A 17,659-nucleotide genomic window follows, 5' to 3' on the forward strand; every position below is an offset into this window, starting at 1 on the left:
AAAAGGATTGATAATGAAGATTGTCATTGCGCCAGACTCTTTTAAAGAGAGCTTAAGTGCAGAAAAATGTTGTCAGGCAATTAAAGCCGGGTTTTCGACCCTCTTTCCCGATGCGAACTATATCTGTTTGCCGATAGCGGATGGCGGCGAAGGGACGGTGGATGCGATGGTCGCCGCGACGGGCGGCAACATCGTGACGCTTGAAGTCTGCGGGCCGATGGGCGAAAAAGTGAATGCTTTTTATGGCCTTACCGGCGACGGGAAAACGGCGGTGATTGAGATGGCGGCAGCAAGTGGCCTGATGCTGGTCGCGCCTGAAAAGCGTAATCCGTTGCTGGCCTCCAGTTTTGGTACGGGGGAGTTAATTCGTCATGCGCTGGATAACGGCATTCGCCATATTATTCTCGGCATTGGTGGCAGTGCGACGGTCGACGGTGGTATGGGCATGGCGCAGGCGCTCGGTGTGCGTTTCCTTGATGCCGACGGTCAGGTGCTGGTGGCTAACGGCGGTAATTTAGCGCGCGTGGCAAGCATTGAGATGGATGAATGCGATCCGCGTCTGGCGAATTGCCATATTGAAGTAGCATGTGACGTTGATAACCCGCTGGTAGGGGCACGCGGCGCGGCGGCGGTGTTTGGCCCGCAAAAAGGGGCAACGCCGGAAATGGTCGAAGAGCTGGAACAGGGGCTGCAAAATTACGCCCGTGTTTTACAACAGCAAACTGAAATCAACGTCTGCCAGATGGCGGGCGGCGGCGCTGCGGGCGGTATGGGTATTGCGGCGGCGGTATTTCTCAATGCGGATATTAAACCAGGTATTGAGATTGTGTTGAATGCGGTCAATCTTGCGCAGGCAGTGCAGGGCGCAGCACTGGTGATTACCGGGGAAGGGCGCATCGACTCGCAAACGGCAGGCGGTAAAGCGCCGCTGGGTGTGGCGTCGGTGGCGAAGCAGTTTAATGTACCGGTGATTGGGATTGCTGGCGTATTGGGTGATGGCGTGGAAGTGGTGCACCAGTACGGCATTGATGCGGTATTCAGCATTTTGCCACGTCTGGCACCTTTAGCCGAAGTGCTCGCCAGCGGTGAAACCAATCTCTTCAACAGCGCACGAAATATTGCCTGCGCCATTAAAATAGGTCAGGGAATTAAAAACTGACCCTTACCTTTAAAGCGGATGCGATTTATATCGCATCTTTTTTTACCTGAATTTACTACAAAAAAAGCCACGGTATAAACCGTGGCAAAATCCAACATAGCTAAAAATAATCAGGCGAGTGGTATGACTTAAATCTCTACGTCGCGGTTGCAATCTTTCGAGTAAATATAGCTGAACGCTTCACCACGCCCTACACCATAACCAGCCTGTAAAGAATAAGCGCCCATAAAGATGTAATCGCCTTTTTTCACCGGGATCCAGTTATTGTCGAGGTTATAAACCCCCTGACCGGAAAGAATATAGGCACCGTGTTCCTGAACATGTGTTTCGATATAACCGTGGCTGGCACCTGGTGCAAAAGAGAGGATATGCATGTTCATATCAAAACCTAACTCTTTGGGCAGAAAATCCAGCAGGATCACATCATCCATACCTTCATAGTGAATGCGTTCCAGTTCGCTGGCATTGCCAGAAACCAGCCACGGTGCATGGCCTTCTACCGGAACATAGCGACGCTTATATAAAAAGATTTGGCTGTCTTCGGCCTGGGCGTTAACAAACGTCATTAAGGAGCCTGGTGGGCAATAAAGATAGCCACCTTCGCTTAAGGCAAATGTTTTGCCTTCGGCTTTGGCAGTGATATTTCCAGAGATCACATACAGGAACGTTTCAATGCCTTCGCCACCGAAGCCCTGTTGGTTGCCACCGTTTTGATGCAGTGTGACCAGATAATCAACAAAAGAGGCACCCAGCTTTGGCGTGGAGAGGATTGTCGCGTCACAATTTTCAAAGCCCGGAATAATATTTTTTACCAGACCATCCGGGGTTAACAGTGCGAAATTACCGTGTTTAACAATCGCACGGTTAGCCAGTAAATCTTCGCGGTAACCGGTGACGTTATTTAAATATCCCATTTATGACTCCTTATTTCTGCCAGGCAAGTTGATAAAGCATGAGTGCCAACGTTTTGACCCCTTCGGCAAGGTCGGTAATATTGGTGCGTTCCGCCGGGTTATGGCTGATCCCGTTGATGCTGGGGATAAAAATCATGCAGGTTGGTACGCGAGGCGCGAAAATTTGCGCGTCGTGCCCGGCACCACTGTGCATCACCCGGTAATTCAGTTTTTCTCTTTCACACAATTCTGTCAGGGTGGCGACCAGCTCCTTATTCATCGGCACGGGTTCTTCGTCCATCCATAAATCGATATCAATACCAATGTCCATTTCATCGCAAATCGCCCGCATGTCGTTTTCTAACTGTTGGGTGAAATCGCGCAGCACGGCAGCGTCGGTATGACGACAATCAATGGTGAACGTGGTTTTACCCGGCACCACATTTACCGTATTCGGGTGCGGCTCTACTTTGCCAAAGGTCAGAACCAGCGGATCGCCCATCCTTTTCGCTTTTTCGACCGACTGATGGCAAATGCGACTGAAAGCGTAAACTGTATCACGACGATAACCCATCGGCGTGGTGCCTGCATGGTTTGATTCGCCGTTCAGCGTTACCGTATAACGACGCTGCCCGACAATTGCATTCACCACGCCAATTGATTGCCCATTACTTTCCAGCACACAGCCCTGTTCAATATGCAGTTCAACAAAGGCTTTAATATCCTGACGCGGAGTTAGTGGGGCGTTCGGAAGAGTAAATCCGCAAGCCTTCATCGCATCGACAAAACTATTTCCTTTGGCATCACAGATATTCCGCACGTCGTCAGGATTCGCCAGCCCAAAGATATTTTTACTGCCCCAGAAGACATACGGGAAGCGGCTGCCTTCTTCTTCTGCCATCGCCACTACTTCGACCGTACGTAGCGGCGCGCCGTATTGCGTTTTCAGCCAGTCAATTGCCAGCCACGCCGCCAGCGCGCCGAATTGCCCGTCGAGGTTACCGCCGTTAACCACGGTATCGATATGCGAACCGCTCAGAATCACTTCCTGTGGATATTCGGTACCATTCAGGCGACCGTATAAATTCCCTACTTCATCGAAACGTGTTTCCAGCCCACTTGCTGCCATTCTTTTTTTAAATTGCTGCTGGGTTTCCAGCCATTCCGGCGAATAAAGTAAACGGGTCATCCCACCCGTTGGGTCAGCGCCAAAAGAGGAAAGCCAGGGCAGCGTTTCTTCTATGGCTTGACGAAAATGTGTAATCATAAGAAAGTCCTGTCTCAATAATTATTGCGCAAAGGGATTTTTCGTTTCGTATGACGTGTTATAAAGCGCGTCGGAAATTAAATACTGGTAAATATCATCAACAATTTCGATGCCTTCGACGGCGGCTTTGCGTTGTTTAATATCCTGATCCTGTCCGGGATAATAAACTTGGTTAAAACCGGGCGCGGGGGTAATGGCATTTAATTCGCGCATGGTCTGGCTAAGATGTTGACGGAATAATTCGCTGGAGGAGAAAAAGTTCGGATTAATAACTATATGTAATTGCCCCAAATTACGCCCTGCGTGTAAATCGTCATACATCGAACTAACCTGTCGCCCGAACGGTAAGCCGAGTAAGACGCCTGAGAGGACGTCAATCATCATCATCAGGCCATACCCTTTTGGCCCGGCGGCGGGGAGCAGAGCATGTACCGCGAACGGATCGGTTGTTGGTGCACCGTTTTTATCGACCGCCCAGGTATCCGGGATAGACATATTACGCGAGCGGGCGTCGAGCACTTTTCCCCATGCCTGTACGGTAGTCGCCATATCAAAGGTAAGGATCTCGTCGCCTTCTCCCGGCGCGGCAAAGGCCAGGGGGTTAGTACCGTAGTAAATTTCCGCGCCGCCAAACGGCACCACCATTGGATCGGACTGGCACATCGAAATGCCAATGAATCCGGCGCGGGCTGCCTGCTGCACAAAATAAGAGATTGCGCCGCTGTGACCCATCCGGCTGATACCGACCACCGCAACGCCATTTTGCTGGGCGGTTTTGATGGCATGTTCCATACCCATTTTCGCCGCGACCTGTCCGGCGGCATTGTCGGCATGTAAAATTGCCGAGCACGGCCCGGTTTCCTCAAGACGAAACTCCGGTTCGCGGTTGGTGCCGCCTTTTGAAATGCGTTCCGCGTAGTATTCCACGCGCACCGCGCCATGAGAGTGGATCCCTCTGGCATCGGCGTAAACCAATACTTCAGCCACGGTTGCAGCGTGCTCACGTTTTAACCCAGCCTGGCAGAGTTTATTCTCAATTAGCTGGTGGAGTGTTTCCCGACTGATTTTCATCTGTCTTCCTTTTTAACGACGGTGTGAAGCATGACTGCAATTAACATATAGGGAAAATATCTGGATTATGTGATCCAGACAGGCAAAAAAATATAGTTAGAATTTATTTGATAATCCGCTCGCTTTTAACCTGGTTTTTAAAACAACCACGCTTATTAAAAAATAACACGTAATAGCATGGCGGTTATTTGAATTCTTTTGTTAATAATCCCTGTGTGATATTCATCACCTTATTTACCCGTTGTCATCGATACCGTAATCGCCACATTAACACTGCTCGTGCAATTGCCATGGGTGCAATTTTTAAGGAGTTGTTATGATCCACGCCTTTATTAAAAAAGGGTGTTTTCAGGATTCGGTCAGTTTAATGATTATTTCACGAAAACTCAGCGAATCAGAAAATGTTGATGATGTTTCCGTAATGATGGGTACGCCCGCCAATAAAGCGTTATTAGATACCACAGGTTTCTGGCATGACGATTTTAATAACGCCACGCCGAACGATATTTGCGTGGTAATTCGTAGCGAAGCGGCGGATGCGGGGATCGCGCAGGCGATTATGCAGCAGCTTGAAGAGGCGCTAAAACAACTGGCGCAGGGGTCAGGCAGCAGCCAGTCCTTGACGCAGGTGCGTCGCTGGGACAGTGCCTGTCAGAAATTATCCGATGCCAGTCTGGCGCTGATTTCAGTGGCTGGCGAGTATGCGGCGGAGCTGGCGAATCAGGCGCTGGATCGCAACCTCAACGTGATGATGTTCTCCGATAACGTCACGCTGGAAGATGAAATCCAACTTAAAACCCGCGCGCGAGAAAAAGGCTTGCTGGTGATGGGGCCGGACTGCGGTACGTCGATGATTGCCGGCACGCCGCTGGCTTTTGCTAACGTGATGCCGGAAGGCAACATTGGCGTCATTGGCGCTTCCGGTACCGGGATTCAGGAGCTGTGCTCACAGATTGCGCTGGCAGGGGAGGGAATTACTCACGCGATTGGCCTTGGCGGGCGCGACCTCAGCCGTGAAGTGGGCGGCATCAGTGCGCTGACGGCGCTGGAAATGCTCAGTGCAGACGAGAAAAGCGAAGTGCTGGCATTTGTTTCAAAACCGCCTGCCGAAGCTGTGCGTCTGAAAATTGTTAATGCCATGAAAGCAACCGGCAAACCGACGGTGGCGCTGTTTTTAGGTTATACCCCGGCGGTGGCCCGCGACGAGAATGTCTGGTTTGCCTCCTCGCTGGATGAGGCCGCACGCCTGGCTTGCCTGCTTTCACGCGTTACGGCGCGACGTAACGCGATAACGCCTGCCAGCAGCGGATTTATTTGCGGTTTGTATACCGGCGGTACGCTGGCTGCCGAAGCGGCGGGATTACTTGCCGGGCACCTTGGCGTGGAAGCCGACGATACCCATCATCACGGCATGATGCTCGACGCCGATGGTCACCAGATTATTGACCTCGGCGATGATTTCTACACCGTCGGGCGTCCCCATCCGATGATCGACCCAGCCTTACGCAATCAGTTAATTGCCGATCTCGGCGCTAAACCGCAAGTGCGCGTATTGCTGCTTGATGTCGTGATTGGCTTCGGTGCGACCGCCGATCCTGCCGCCTCGCTGGTAAGCGCCTGGCAAAAAGCCTGTGCCGCGCGTTCAGACAATCAACCACTGTATGCCATTGCCACGGTGACAGGCACTGAACGTGACCCGCAATGCCGCTCGCAGCAAATCGCCACGCTGGAAGATGCAGGGATCGCGGTAGTGAGTTCGCTGCCGGAAGCCACCTTGCTGGCGGCGGCACTGATTCGTCCGCTTTCGCCTGCCACTCAGCAACACACACCGTCATTACTGGAAAACGTCGCCGTGATTAACATCGGATTACGCAGCTTTGCGCTGGAGCTACAAAGCGCCAGCAAACCGGTTGTGCATTACCAATGGTCGCCAGTCGCCGGCGGCAATAAAAAACTGGCTCGTTTATTAGAACGTTTGCAATAAGGGGTTCCCATGTTTACATCAGTGGCGCAAGCCAATGCTGCGGTTATCGAACAAATTCGTCGCGCTCGTCCACACTGGCTGGATGTGCAACCGGCTTCTTCACTTATCAGCGAACTAAACGAGGGCAAAACACTGCTTCACGCCGGGCCGCCAATGCGCTGGCAGGAGATGACCGGACCCATGAAAGGGGCGTGCGTGGGCGCATGTCTGTTCGAAGGCTGGGCGAAAGATGAAGCGCAGGCGCTGGCAATACTGGAGCAGGGGGAAGTGAACTTCATTCCTTGTCACCATGTGAATGCCGTCGGTCCAATGGGCGGTATTACTTCTGCCAGTATGCCGATGCTGGTGGTCGAGAACGTGACCGACGGCAACCGGGCGTACTGCAACCTCAACGAAGGTATCGGCAAAGTGATGCGTTTTGGCGCTTACGGCGAAGATGTCCTGACTCGCCATCGCTGGATGCGCGATGTGTTAATGCCAGTATTAAGCGCGGCGCTGGGGCGCATGGAGCGCGGTATCGATCTCACGGCGATGATGGCGCAGGGCATTACGATGGGCGATGAGTTCCATCAACGCAATATTGCTTCCTCTGCACTGTTAATGCGTGCGCTGGCCCCACAAATTGCTCGCCTCGATCATGATAAACAGCACATCGCCGAAGTGATGGATTTCCTCAGCGTGACCGATCAGTTCTTCCTCAACCTCGCGATGGCTTACTGCAAGGCGGCGATGGATGCTGGCGCGATGATCCGCGCAGGCAGCATCGTCACGGCAATGACCCGCAACGGCAATATGTTCGGGATTCGGGTAAGCGGGCTGGGCGAACGCTGGTTTACTGCGCCTGTAAACACTCCGCAAGGTCTGTTTTTCACCGGCTTCTCGCAGGAGCAGGCGAACCCGGATATGGGCGATAGCGCGATTACCGAAACCTTTGGTATCGGAGGTGCGGCAATGATCGCAGCGCCTGGCGTAACGCGCTTTGTCGGTGCGGGTGGCATGGAAGCGGCCAGAGCGGTATCTGAAGAGATGGCGGAAATTTACCTTGAGCGCAATATGCAGTTGCAGATCCCAGGCTGGGATTTTCAGGGCGCGTGCCTGGGACTGGACATTCGTCGCGTGGTAGAAACCGGCATTACGCCACTCATCAATACCGGTATCGCCCATAAAGAGGCGGGGATCGGGCAGATTGGCGCAGGCACTGTGCGGGCACCGCTGGCGTGTTTTGAACAGGCGCTGGAAGCACTGGCTGAAAGCATGGGGATTGGTTGAGGAACGCGCAATGACGATCATCCATCCTCTGCTTGCCAGCCGTAGTGCACCGAATTATCGCCAGTCCTGGCGGTTAGCGGGAGTGTGGCGGCGGGCGATTAACCTGATGACGGAAAGCGGCGAACTGTTAACGCTGCATCGTCAGGGTAGTGGTTTCGGCCCCGGAGGATGGGTGCTTCGCCGCGCGCAATTCGATGCGTTATGCGGTGGATTATGCGGCAATGAACGACCACAGGTTGTGGCTCAAGGGATTCGCCTCGGGCGTTTCACGGTTAAACAGCCACAGCGTTATTGTTTGCTGCGTATTACGCCGCCTGCGCATCCTCAACCGCTTGCAGCTGCATGGATGCAACGCGCGGAGGAAACCGGGCTTTTCGGGCCACTGGCGTTGGCGGCAAGCGATCCGCTGACCGCTGAATTACGCCAGTTTCGTCACTGTTTTCAGGCCGCGCTCAATGGCGTTAAGACCGACTGGCGGCACTGGCTGGGTAAAGGCCCCGGATTAACGCCGAGTCATGATGACACGCTGAGCGGAATGCTGCTGGCGGCCTGGTATTATGGCGCTTTAGATGCGCGCTCCGGTCGCCAGTTTTTTGCCTGTTCCGACAATCTGCAACTCGTTACCACAGCGGTGAGCGTCAGTTATTTACGTTATGCCGCGCAAGGATATTTCGCCTCGCCACTCCTGCACTTTGTTCATGCTCTGAGTTGCCCGAAACGTACCGCTGTTGCGATTGATTCGCTGCTGGCGCTGGGGCATACGTCAGGGGCAGATACACTGCTGGGGTTCTGGCTTGGTCAACAATTATTACAAGGAAAACCATGAAAACACTGGTTGTAGCTCTTGGGGGCAACGCCTTACTCCAGCGCGGTGAGGCGCTGACGGCGGAAAATCAATATCGCAATATCGCCAGTGCTGTACCCGCGCTGGCACGCCTGGCCCGTTCTTATCGGCTGGCGATTGTTCACGGCAACGGGCCGCAGGTGGGGCTGCTGGCATTGCAGAATCTGGCGTGGAAAGAGGTAGAACCGTATCCGCTGGATGTGCTGGTGGCAGAAAGTCAGGGGATGATTGGCTATATGCTGGCGCAGAGTTTGAGCGCACAGCCGCAGATGCCGCCCGTGACGACGGTGCTGACGCGCATTGAGGTTTCGCCTGATGATCCGGCGTTTTTGCAGCCAGAGAAATTTATTGGTCCGGTTTATCAGCCAGAAGAACAAGAGGCACTGGAAGCGGCTTACGGCTGGCAGATGAAACGTGATGGTAAATATTTGCGCCGGGTGGTGGCGTCTCCGCAACCGCGTAAAATTCTCGACAGCGAAGCCATCGAGTTGTTGCTCAAAGAGGGGCATGTGGTGATTTGCAGTGGCGGCGGCGGTGTGCCTGTGACGGAAGATGGGGCAGGGAGTGAAGCGGTGATTGATAAAGATCTCGCTGCTGCGTTGCTCGCTGAGCAGATTAACGCCGATGGGCTGGTGATCCTCACTGATGCTGATGCGGTATATGAAAACTGGGGAACGCCGCAGCAATGCGCCATTCGCCATGCCACACCGGATGAGTTAGCGCCATTTGCCAAAGCCGATGGTTCGATGGGGCCGAAGGTAACGGCGGTGAGTGGTTATGTCAGAAGCCGTGGTAAACCCGCGTGGATTGGGGCGTTATCGCGGATTGAAGATACGCTGGCGGGCGAAGCAGGGACCTGTATTTCGCTGTAGTGATGAGAGCATCCGGCAATCGGTGCACCATGCCTGATGCGACGCTTGACGCGTCTTATCAGGCCTACAATGGGTACCGGAGCGGTAAGCCGGATAAGGCGTTTACGCCGCATCCGGCAATCAAATGAGCACCTGCTTAACTGAACTTACTCTGCGCCCACATCACGCCGCTGGCATACTCCGGCGGCAGCAGCGGGATCAAGGCTTCCAGCGTCGCGGTCAGACGCGATGTGTCGCTGTCGGTCAAATTCAGATGCCCCACTTTACGCCCCGGACGGACTTCTTTGTCGTACCAGTGCAGATGCACCAGCGGCAGTTTCAGCCAGTCATAATTCACATCGCTACCAATCAGGTTGATCATCACCGACGGACTATTCACTACCGGTTGCGGTAACGGCAGATCGGTAATCGCCCGCAGATGCAGCTCAAACTGGCTGATGCTGGCACCGTTTTGTGTCCAGTGACCGCTGTTATGCACACGCGGTGCCAGTTCGTTGATCAGCAGACCTTGCGGGGTGACAAAACACTCCATCGCCATCACGCCCACATAGCCCAGCTCCTGCATAATCGCCGACAGCATCTCTTCGGCTTGCGCTTGCTGCTGCGCATTGGCCTGCGGAAAAGCGACGCTGGTGCGCAAAATACCGTCCTGATGCAGGTTATGCGTCAGCGGATAAAACACGGTGCTGCCATCAAATCCGCGTGCGCCAACCAGCGACACTTCACCAGAGAAGTTAATGCCCTGCTCGACAATACATTCGCCGTAACACTCTGCCGGTAACTGTTCGGTTTCATTGGCACGTAAACGCCATTGACCGCGACCGTCATAGCCACCAGTGCGACGCTTAACAATCGCCAGTTCACCTAAACGCTCAAACACCGCAGGCCACTCGCTGCGATCGGCAAGTAACTGCCACGGTGCGGTCGGCAGGTGGAGCTTATCGAAAAGCTGCTTCTGAGTCAGACGGTCGGCAATAATCGGGAACACATCGCGGTTCACAAAGGCCGGATGACGCGCCAGCTCGCGGGTTAATGCGGTTTCCGGCCAGCGTTCGATCTCAGCGGTAATCACGCTTTGTTGAAAAGGCACCGCCGCCGGTTCAGCGTCCAGCCCGACCGGCCAGACAGCAATGCCTAACGGTTCACCTGCCTGACGCAGCATACGGCCTAACTGCCCGTTACCGAGGACGCAAACCTGTTTCATGCCGCACCTCGCGGGTCCGGGTTTTCCAGCACTTCGTCGGTCTGGGCTTTGCGCCAGTCATTCAGACGCTGGTGCAGTTCTTTATCATGAGTCGCAAGAATTTGTGCTGCCAGTAACGCCGCGTTTGCCGCGCCAGCTTTACCAATCGCCAGCGTACCCACCGGAATGCCGCGCGGCATTTGTACGATGGAGTAGAGGCTATCGACACCGCTCAGTGCGGCGCTCTGTACTGGCACGCCCAGCACTGGCACCAGCGTTTTGGCGGCAATCATACCAGGCAGGTGCGCTGCGCCGCCTGCGCCCGCAATAATCACCTGATAACCGTTCTCTTCGGCGCTTTCGGCGAAGCTGAACAGCTTATCGGGGGTGCGGTGAGCAGAAACCACTTCAACGTGGTGCGGGACATTCAGGATTTCGAAGATTTCGGCGGCGAACTGCATGGTAGCCCAGTCGCTTTTGGACCCCATCACGATGGCGACACGCGCCGGATTATTGCGGGAAGACATGCGTCTTAAAACTCCTGTGGTGCACAACTCTCGGCTTTAGAGGGCACAGAGAATAGCACGGAAAGAGAGCAAGGAAAACGGTTGCGTGGCTGTGAAATCAGCAAAGTTGCGGGTTTTTTAAAACGGAAAATGAATCAGCTCAACGTCATCCGCCGTGACTTTCACCATCGAACCTTCCGTATGCCAGGCACCGAGTACCACGCGAAAAGCAGGTTGCTGGTTGGCGATAAGTTCATGTACCGCCGGGCGATGGGTATGTCCGTGGATCAGCCATTGCACCTGATGTTTTTCCATCGCACTGACTACCGCGTTTTGGTTAACGTCCATGATCGCCAGCGATTTACTGCTGTTGGCTTCTTTACTGTTCGCTCGCATTCGCGCGGCAATGCGTTTGCGCACAAACAACGGCAGGGCGAGGAATAGCATTTGCAGCCAGGGTTTGTGGACTTTGGCGCGAAAAGCCTGATAACCCGCGTCATCGGTGCACAGCGTGTCGCCATGCATAATCAACACCCGGCGACCATAAAGTTCGAGCACCTTTTCTTCCGGCAATAATGTCATGCCGCTTTCACGGGCAAAGCGTTTGCCGAGCAGAAAATCACGGTTGCCATGAATGAAATAACAGGGAACGCCGGAATCGGACACCGCTTTGATCGCTGCCGCCATCTGGCGATGGAGTGGGTTGGGATCGTCGTCGCCAATCCATGCTTCAAACAGATCGCCAAGAATATACAGCGCGTCGGCCTTGCGGGCTTCCCCCGCTAAAAAACGCAGAAAACCGGCGGTGATCGCCGGTTCTTCCACGCAGAGATGAAGATCTGCAATAAAGAGTGTCGCCACGATTACTCGCTAACGGTCACGCTTTCAATGATAACGTCTTCTTTTGGCACGTCCTGGTGCATACCGCTACGACCGGTTGCAACACCTTTGATTTTGTCAACCACGTCCATGCCTTCAACCACTTCAGCAAACACGCAGTAGCCCCAACCTTGCAGGCTTTCGCCAGAGAAGTTCAGGAAGTCGTTATCAACCACGTTGATGAAGAACTGTGCAGTTGCAGAGTGCGGAGCCTGAGTACGGGCCATTGCCAGCGTACCACGGGTATTTTTCAGACCGTTGTTGGCTTCGTTTTTGATCGGTTCTTTGGTGGCTTTTTGTTTCATGCCCGGTTCAAAACCGCCGCCCTGAATCATAAAGCCGTTGATAACACGGTGGAAAATGGTGTTGTTGTAAAAACCTTCGCGGCAGTAGTCCAGGAAGTTTTTAACTGTTTCAGGTGCTTTATCGTCAAAAGTTTTGATGACAATATCGCCGTGATTGGTGTGGAAAGTAACCATTTTTGCATCCTGTTCCGTTTGATTGGTGCTTCAACCCAGTTCGGGTCATATATAGGGTGGTGTTATAGCATAACCGCACGATCGGATCATCACGCAATGTATGCTGATTCGCGCGGGAAATATGGGTATTATACGCAACTCAATTACCCACACATGTCTAAACGGAATCTTCGATGCTAAAAATCTTCAATACTCTGACACGCCAAAAAGAGGAATTTAAGCCTATTCACGCCGGGGAAGTCGGCATGTATGTGTGTGGAATCACCGTTTACGATCTCTGTCATATCGGTCACGGGCGTACCTTTGTTGCTTTTGACGTGGTTGCGCGCTATCTGCGTTTCCTCGGCTATAAACTGAAGTATGTGCGCAACATTACCGATATCGACGACAAAATCATCAAACGCGCCAATGAAAATGGCGAAAGCTTTGTGGCGCTGGTGGATCGCATGATCGCCGAAATGCACAAAGATTTTGATGCTTTGAACATTCTGCGCCCGGATATGGAGCCGCGCGCGACGCACCATATCGCAGAAATTATTGAACTCACTGAACAACTGATCGCCAAAGGTCACGCTTATGTGGCGGACAACGGCGACGTGATGTTCGACGTCCCGACCGATCCGACATATGGCGTGCTGTCGCGTCAGGATCTCGACCAGCTGCAGGCAGGTGCGCGCGTTGACGTGGTCGACGACAAACGCAACCCGATGGACTTCGTTCTGTGGAAGATGTCGAAAGAGGGCGAACCGAGCTGGCCGTCTCCGTGGGGCGCGGGCCGTCCAGGCTGGCACATTGAATGTTCGGCAATGAACTGCAAGCAGCTGGGTAACCACTTTGATATCCACGGCGGCGGTTCAGACCTGATGTTCCCGCACCACGAGAACGAAATCGCGCAGTCCACCTGTGCCCATGATGGCCAGTATGTGAACTACTGGATGCACTCGGGGATGGTGATGGTTGACCGCGAGAAGATGTCCAAATCGCTGGGTAACTTCTTTACCGTGCGCGATGTGCTGAAATACTACGACGCGGAAACCGTGCGTTACTTCCTGATGTCGGGCCACTATCGCAGCCAGTTGAACTACAGCGAAGAGAACCTGAAGCAGGCGCGTGCGGCGCTGGAGCGTCTCTACACTGCGCTGCGCGGCACAGATAAAACCGTTGCGCCTGCCGGTGGCGAAGCGTTTGAAGCGCGCTTTATTGAAGCGATGGACGACGATTTCAACACCCCGGAAGCCTATTCCGTACTGTTTGATATGGCGCGTGAAGTAAACCGTCTGAAAGCAGAAGATATGGCAGCGGCGAATGCAATGGCATCTCACCTGCGTAAACTTTCCGCTGTATTGGGCCTGCTGGAGCAAGAACCGGAAGCGTTCCTGCAAAGCGGCGCGCAGGCAGACGACAGCGAAGTGGCTGAGATTGAAGCGTTAATTCAACTGCGTCTGGATGCCCGTAAAGCGAAAGACTGGGCGGCGGCAGATGCGGCGCGTGACCGTCTTAACGAGATGGGGATCGTGCTGGAAGATGGCCCGCAAGGGACCACCTGGCGTCGTAAGTAATTGCGCTGTTGCCGGATGCGAGTTTTCGCATCCGGTTATCGCCTGCGCCACCACAACATTCCCATAAGCACCATCCCCGGCAACCACACCCACATCAATTCAGAAATTATCACCTGATGCCCGTACGGCGTGGTGTAACGAGACAATGCAAACGGCGCGACTTTAATCACCTGCCAGGGAGCGAAAAAGCGTTCATCTGACCACGGCCACAGCCAGCCAACGCCCTTACCGCCAGTGGTTACCGAATCCAGCAAGCTGTGCGATAGCAACGAGACGGTTAAAAACAGCCAGCAGCGAATCAGCCCAGCCCTGAACCATCGGCGTCCAATCAGCACACATAACAGCGGGACAACAAACGCAAACACCAGCGAATGGGTAAAACCGCGATGACCAAAAACATTGCCGTAAGCAACGCCAAATTTAAACGACAATACGTCGGCGTCGGGCAGCATCGCCAGGATGATTCCGGCAAATAACAGACGCGGAGGGATGACTTTCGAACCCAACCCTAAACCAATGCATAGGGGAACGGCGGCGTGCGTAATAACGGTTGGCATGATGGTCGCTTCGGCAAAATGTCGATGCTATCAGCATGGATGAACGGGGCGTAGAGGGCAAAAGTCTGAAAAGAGAACCGGCCTGTTGATACAGGCCGGGAAAGGGATCAGGCAACAACCTGTACGCTGTGACCTGCAAAACTCACTGTCTGACCGGCGACGATTTTGCAGCGTTTGCGCGTTTCAACCGCACCGTCGACTTTCACCTGGCCTTCGGCAATCGCGATTTTCGCCTGCGCGCCGCTTTCGCTCCAGCCTTCCAGTTTCAGCAAGTCGCACAGCTCAACGTGCGGATGTTTACCTAAAGAAAATGTCGCCATGTTACTCATCCTGTGGATCATGATATTCAACGCACGCCTGTAGCGTGTTTTCAATCAGCGTGGCAACCGTCATCGGGCCAACGCCGCCGGGAACAGGCGTAATGTATGAGGCGCGTTTAGCCGCGTCTTCAAACACGACGTCGCCCACAACTTTGCCATTTTCCAGACGGTTGATGCCGACATCAATCACAATTGCGCCTTCTTTGATCCAGTCACCGGGAATAAAGCCTGGCTTGCCAACGGCAACGATCAACAGATCGGCATTTTCTACGTGATGACGCAGATTTTTAGTGAAGCGGTGAGTCACGGTAGTGGTGCAACCTGCGAGCAACAGTTCCATGCTCATTGGGCGACCGACGATATTCGATGCGCCAATCACCACGGCGTTGAGGCCGAAGGTATCAATGTTGTAACGCTCAAGCAGCGTGACGATACCGCGCGGGGTGCAGGGACGCAGACGCGGCGCGCGCTGGCACAGACGACCGACGTTGTAAGGATGGAAACCGTCCACGTCTTTGTCCGGATGAATACGTTCCAGCACTTTGACGTTATCAATACCCGCCGGTAACGGCAGTTGAACCAGAATGCCATCGATGGTGTTGTCGGCATTCAGCGTATCGATAAGCTCCAGCAGCTCCGCTTCGCTGGTGGTTTCCGGGAGGTCATAAGAGCGGGAGACGAACCCGACTTCTTCACAAGCCTTGCGTTTGCTTGCGACATAAATTTGCGATGCAGGGTTACTACCCACCAGCACAACGGCCAGTCCTGGTGCCCGCAGTCCGGCTGCAATACGCGCCTGAACTTTTTGAGCAACTTCAGAGCGCACCTGCTGCGCAATCGTTTTACCGTCAATAATCTTTGCTGCCATCAGAGAGAGGATTCCATCTGTTACGTAGGTCGAAGGGGATGCGTCTATTTTGTCAGAAGCGGGGCGCGCTGTCAGGTTTCGTTTCAGATTTATCGCGTGAAGCGACCTCTTGCGAAGGTTAGGCGCACCGTCGCTGAGGTCGCTGAGATTGAAAGCTTCATTTTTCGTCCATGATGGCGTTGTAAATCTGGAACTGATTTATTTCCTTGTTTAAGGATTAAGATAATTTAAGAAATACCTGACAATATAAAAAGAATTTTCAGCCTGGTAATTTACCGCTTCAGGTCTATATTTTTGTTGAATATATTTTGCGCGGAAGTATTCATCTAACGGGGCTCTCTATTTTTTAGAATAGAGTGCATATTTTCAATTAAGACATTCTTAGAGGATAAAAAGGAATTTTACTACTATCAGTGTCTTAAATAAAGTAATCGGTTATATACGGATGTGGAGTCGATAAATGAGATTGAAGGAATATATATGAAATTAAGATTTATTTCGTCTGCGCTGGCTGCCGCACTATTCGCCGCTACGGGTAGTTATGCTGCCGTTGTAGATGGCGGTACAATTCACTTTGAAGGCGAACTGGTGAATGCTGCCTGTTCAGTGAATACTGACTCGGCAGACCAGGTTGTCACACTCGGTCAATATCGTACCGATATTTTCAATGCTGTTGGTAATACCTCTGCATTAATTCCATTCACCATTCAGTTGAACGACTGCGATCCTGTTGTTGCCGCTAATGCTGCCGTTGCATTTTCTGGTCAGGCTGATGCAATCAATGATAATTTATTGGCCATTGCATCCAGTACCAATACAACAACAGCAACGGGTGTCGGTATTGAAATACTTGATAATACATCCGCAATTCTCAAACCTGATGGGAATAGCTTCTCAACCAACCAGAACTTGATCCCCGGGACCAACGTTCTTCATTTTTCTGCACGTTATAAAGGCACCGGTACAAGTGCATCAGCAGGGCAAGCAAATGCTGACGCGACTTTTATTATGAGATACGAATAATCAAAACCACGTTGTTTTGAATTATATACCACGTCTTATAACAAAGTAATGTACCGGTTGTCTGAAGCGGTATGGTGGCAATGTAAATCGAAATCATGTTCACTTTGTATCATGCCGCTTTATTAAATGAAAAGGGAATGATGTGTTGTAAGAAACCAAAGCAATCATTTCTTTATATTTCTTATTTTTGCCGTCAGGAATACACAAGGCGTATTAACTATGATGACTAAAATAAAGTTATTGATGCTCATTATATTTTATTTAATCATTTCGGCCAGCGCCCATGCTGCCGGAGGGATCGCATTAGGTGCCACGCGTATTATTTATCCCGCTGATGCTAAACAGACTGCGGTATGGATTAGAAATAGCCATACCAATGAGCGTTTTCTGGTCAATTCGTGGATTGAAAACAGCAGCGGTGTAAAAGAAAAGTCATTCATCATTACACCGCCACTGTTTGTTAGTGAACCCAAAAGCGAAAATACTTTGCGTATTATTTACACCGGTCCACCGCTGGCAGCAGATCGTGAGTCTCTGTTCTGGATGAATGTTAAGACGATCCCTTCGGTAGATAAAAATGCATTGAACGGCAGGAATGTTTTGCAACTGGCGATTTTATCGCGCATGAAATTATTTCTCCGTCCAATTCAATTACAAGAATTACCCGCAGAAGCGCCGGACACACTCAAGTTTTCGCGATCCGGTAACTATATCAATGTTCATAATCCATCACCTTTTTATGTCACCCTGGTTAACTTACAAGTGGGCAGCCAAAAGTTGGGGAATGCTATGGCTGCGCCCAGAGTTAATTCACAAATTCCCTTACCCTCAGGAGTGCAGGGAAAGCTGAAATTTCAGACCGTTAATGATTATGGTTCAGTAACCCCGGTCAGAGAAGTGAACTTAAACTAACCGAATCATCTGAC

The 17,659-nt window shown here is 52.4% G+C and carries 18 protein-coding genes; 8 read left to right on the forward strand and 10 right to left on the reverse strand.

Going from position 1 to position 17,659, the window contains the following annotated elements; genetic code table 11:
• The first annotated feature begins 13 nt into the window (after positions 1-13).
• Complete coding sequence (glxK, locus tag FTE26_RS08725) at positions 14-1,159, forward strand: glycerate 3-kinase (RefSeq protein WP_000706355.1); 1,146 nt, start codon at positions 14-16, stop codon at positions 1,157-1,159.
• 128 nt (positions 1,160-1,287) lie between these two features.
• Here the strand turns inward: glxK and allE are convergent, their stop codons facing one another.
• From allE to allD, 3 genes are read right to left on the reverse strand one after another with little or no spacing between them, the layout of a single operon-like run.
• Positions 1,288-2,073, reverse strand: coding sequence for a (S)-ureidoglycine aminohydrolase (allE, locus tag FTE26_RS08730; RefSeq protein ID WP_000540996.1), 786 nt, complete (start codon positions 2,071-2,073; stop codon positions 1,288-1,290).
• Positions 2,074-2,083: 10 nt separating this feature from the next.
• Complete coding sequence (gene allC / locus FTE26_RS08735; RefSeq protein ID WP_001297443.1) at positions 2,084-3,319, reverse strand: allantoate deiminase; 1,236 nt, start codon at positions 3,317-3,319, stop codon at positions 2,084-2,086.
• Positions 3,320-3,340: 21 nt separating this feature from the next.
• Positions 3,341-4,390, reverse strand: a complete 1,050-nt coding sequence (gene allD / locus FTE26_RS08740; RefSeq protein ID WP_000703894.1) for an ureidoglycolate dehydrogenase — start codon at positions 4,388-4,390, stop codon at positions 3,341-3,343.
• A 316-nt stretch (positions 4,391-4,706) separates the two neighbouring features.
• Between allD and FTE26_RS08745 the strand changes: the two genes are divergently transcribed.
• Genes FTE26_RS08745 through FTE26_RS08760 form a run of 4 tightly spaced genes read left to right on the forward strand, consistent with a single transcriptional unit; the run spans position 4,707 to position 9,359 of the window.
• Complete coding sequence (locus FTE26_RS08745; protein WP_085674681.1) at positions 4,707-6,374, forward strand: acyl-CoA synthetase FdrA; 1,668 nt, start codon at positions 4,707-4,709, stop codon at positions 6,372-6,374.
• A 9-nt stretch (positions 6,375-6,383) separates the two neighbouring features.
• A complete protein-coding gene (locus tag FTE26_RS08750; protein WP_000495365.1) occupies positions 6,384-7,643 on the forward strand; it encodes a DUF1116 domain-containing protein in 1,260 nt (419 codons plus the stop codon).
• A 10-nt stretch (positions 7,644-7,653) separates the two neighbouring features.
• Entirely contained in the window at positions 7,654-8,469 is an 816-nt protein-coding gene (locus FTE26_RS08755; RefSeq protein WP_001297445.1) for a DUF2877 domain-containing protein, read from the forward strand.
• Positions 8,466-9,359 (forward strand): carbamate kinase, encoded by an 894-nt coding sequence (locus FTE26_RS08760; RefSeq protein WP_000855381.1) that lies wholly within the window; start codon positions 8,466-8,468, stop codon positions 9,357-9,359. Before FTE26_RS08755 ends, FTE26_RS08760 begins: the two co-directional genes overlap by 4 nt.
• Before the next feature lie 136 nt (positions 9,360-9,495).
• Here the strand turns inward: FTE26_RS08760 and purK are convergent, their stop codons facing one another.
• The 4 genes from purK to ppiB all read right to left on the reverse strand — a co-directional run bounded on the left by purK (position 9,496) and on the right by ppiB (position 12,406).
• Positions 9,496-10,563, reverse strand: coding sequence for a 5-(carboxyamino)imidazole ribonucleotide synthase (gene purK / locus FTE26_RS08765; RefSeq protein ID WP_000815553.1), 1,068 nt, complete (start codon positions 10,561-10,563; stop codon positions 9,496-9,498).
• Positions 10,560-11,069: a 5-(carboxyamino)imidazole ribonucleotide mutase gene (purE, locus tag FTE26_RS08770; RefSeq protein ID WP_001295318.1), complete on the reverse strand. Its 510-nt coding sequence runs from the start codon at positions 11,067-11,069 to the stop codon at positions 10,560-10,562. The genes purK and purE overlap by 4 nt, the downstream gene beginning before the upstream one ends.
• 117 nt (positions 11,070-11,186) lie before the next feature.
• On the reverse strand, positions 11,187-11,909 hold the full coding sequence (gene lpxH, locus FTE26_RS08775) for a UDP-2,3-diacylglucosamine diphosphatase (RefSeq protein ID WP_000212252.1): 723 nt from the start codon (positions 11,907-11,909) through the stop codon (positions 11,187-11,189).
• Positions 11,910-11,911: 2 nt separating this feature from the next.
• Positions 11,912-12,406: a peptidylprolyl isomerase B gene (gene ppiB / locus FTE26_RS08780; RefSeq protein ID WP_000256002.1), complete on the reverse strand. Its 495-nt coding sequence runs from the start codon at positions 12,404-12,406 to the stop codon at positions 11,912-11,914.
• A gap of 173 nt (positions 12,407-12,579) precedes the next feature.
• Between ppiB and cysS the strand changes: the two genes are divergently transcribed.
• Positions 12,580-13,965, forward strand: coding sequence for a cysteine--tRNA ligase (gene cysS, locus FTE26_RS08785; RefSeq protein WP_000912344.1), 1,386 nt, complete (start codon positions 12,580-12,582; stop codon positions 13,963-13,965).
• A gap of 35 nt (positions 13,966-14,000) precedes the next feature.
• On the opposite strand, the gene FTE26_RS08790 is transcribed toward cysS, so the two are convergent.
• The 3 genes from FTE26_RS08790 to folD all read right to left on the reverse strand — a co-directional run bounded on the left by FTE26_RS08790 (position 14,001) and on the right by folD (position 15,710).
• Positions 14,001-14,522 carry a metal-dependent hydrolase gene (locus FTE26_RS08790; RefSeq protein ID WP_001143552.1) on the reverse strand — a complete coding sequence of 174 codons (522 nt, stop codon included), beginning with the start codon at positions 14,520-14,522 and terminating at the stop codon, positions 14,001-14,003.
• 107 nt (positions 14,523-14,629) lie between these two features.
• Positions 14,630-14,842: a ribosome-associated protein YbcJ gene (ybcJ, locus tag FTE26_RS08795; RefSeq protein ID WP_000190288.1), complete on the reverse strand. Its 213-nt coding sequence runs from the start codon at positions 14,840-14,842 to the stop codon at positions 14,630-14,632.
• A gap of 1 nt (position 14,843) precedes the next feature.
• Positions 14,844-15,710, reverse strand: coding sequence for a bifunctional methylenetetrahydrofolate dehydrogenase/methenyltetrahydrofolate cyclohydrolase FolD (gene folD / locus FTE26_RS08800; RefSeq protein WP_000729160.1), 867 nt, complete (start codon positions 15,708-15,710; stop codon positions 14,844-14,846).
• A 480-nt stretch (positions 15,711-16,190) separates the two neighbouring features.
• On the opposite strand from folD, the gene fimA reads away from it, so the two are divergent.
• Both fimA and fimC read left to right on the forward strand, forming a co-directional pair.
• Positions 16,191-16,733 carry a type 1 fimbrial major subunit FimA gene (gene fimA / locus FTE26_RS08805; RefSeq protein ID WP_000776555.1) on the forward strand — a complete coding sequence of 181 codons (543 nt, stop codon included), beginning with the start codon at positions 16,191-16,193 and terminating at the stop codon, positions 16,731-16,733.
• Positions 16,734-16,952: 219 nt separating this feature from the next.
• Positions 16,953-17,645 (forward strand): type 1 fimbria chaperone FimC, encoded by a 693-nt coding sequence (gene fimC, locus FTE26_RS08810; protein WP_000988364.1) that lies wholly within the window; start codon positions 16,953-16,955, stop codon positions 17,643-17,645.
• Positions 17,646-17,659: the final 14 nt, after the last annotated feature.

Source organism: Escherichia sp. S10b (assembly GCF_028421345.1).
GTDB lineage: Bacteria > Pseudomonadota > Gammaproteobacteria > Enterobacterales > Enterobacteriaceae > ECMA0423.

Coding starts and splice junctions, on each gene's coding strand:
- FTE26_RS08760 (WP_000855381.1), top strand. CDS start 8,466: ATGAAAACACTGGTTGTAGCTCTTGGGGGCAACGCCTTACTCCAGCGC.
- ybcJ (WP_000190288.1), bottom strand. CDS start 14,842: ATGGCGACATTTTCTTTAGGTAAACATCCGCACGTTGAGCTGTGCGAC.
- fimC (WP_000988364.1), top strand. CDS start 16,953: ATGATGACTAAAATAAAGTTATTGATGCTCATTATATTTTATTTAATC.
- purE (WP_001295318.1), bottom strand. CDS start 11,069: ATGTCTTCCCGCAATAATCCGGCGCGTGTCGCCATCGTGATGGGGTCC.
- fimA (WP_000776555.1), top strand. CDS start 16,191: ATGAAATTAAGATTTATTTCGTCTGCGCTGGCTGCCGCACTATTCGCC.
- allD (WP_000703894.1), bottom strand. CDS start 4,390: ATGAAAATCAGTCGGGAAACACTCCACCAGCTAATTGAGAATAAACTC.
- cysS (WP_000912344.1), top strand. CDS start 12,580: ATGCTAAAAATCTTCAATACTCTGACACGCCAAAAAGAGGAATTTAAG.
- purK (WP_000815553.1), bottom strand. CDS start 10,563: ATGAAACAGGTTTGCGTCCTCGGTAACGGGCAGTTAGGCCGTATGCTG.
- folD (WP_000729160.1), bottom strand. CDS start 15,710: ATGGCAGCAAAGATTATTGACGGTAAAACGATTGCGCAGCAGGTGCGC.
- glxK (WP_000706355.1), top strand. CDS start 14: ATGAAGATTGTCATTGCGCCAGACTCTTTTAAAGAGAGCTTAAGTGCA.
- allE (WP_000540996.1), bottom strand. CDS start 2,073: ATGGGATATTTAAATAACGTCACCGGTTACCGCGAAGATTTACTGGCT.
- ppiB (WP_000256002.1), bottom strand. CDS start 12,406: ATGGTTACTTTCCACACCAATCACGGCGATATTGTCATCAAAACTTTT.
- FTE26_RS08790 (WP_001143552.1), bottom strand. CDS start 14,522: ATGCCAACCGTTATTACGCACGCCGCCGTTCCCCTATGCATTGGTTTA.
- FTE26_RS08750 (WP_000495365.1), top strand. CDS start 6,384: ATGTTTACATCAGTGGCGCAAGCCAATGCTGCGGTTATCGAACAAATT.
- allC (WP_001297443.1), bottom strand. CDS start 3,319: ATGATTACACATTTTCGTCAAGCCATAGAAGAAACGCTGCCCTGGCTT.
- FTE26_RS08755 (WP_001297445.1), top strand. CDS start 7,654: ATGACGATCATCCATCCTCTGCTTGCCAGCCGTAGTGCACCGAATTAT.
- FTE26_RS08745 (WP_085674681.1), top strand. CDS start 4,707: ATGATCCACGCCTTTATTAAAAAAGGGTGTTTTCAGGATTCGGTCAGT.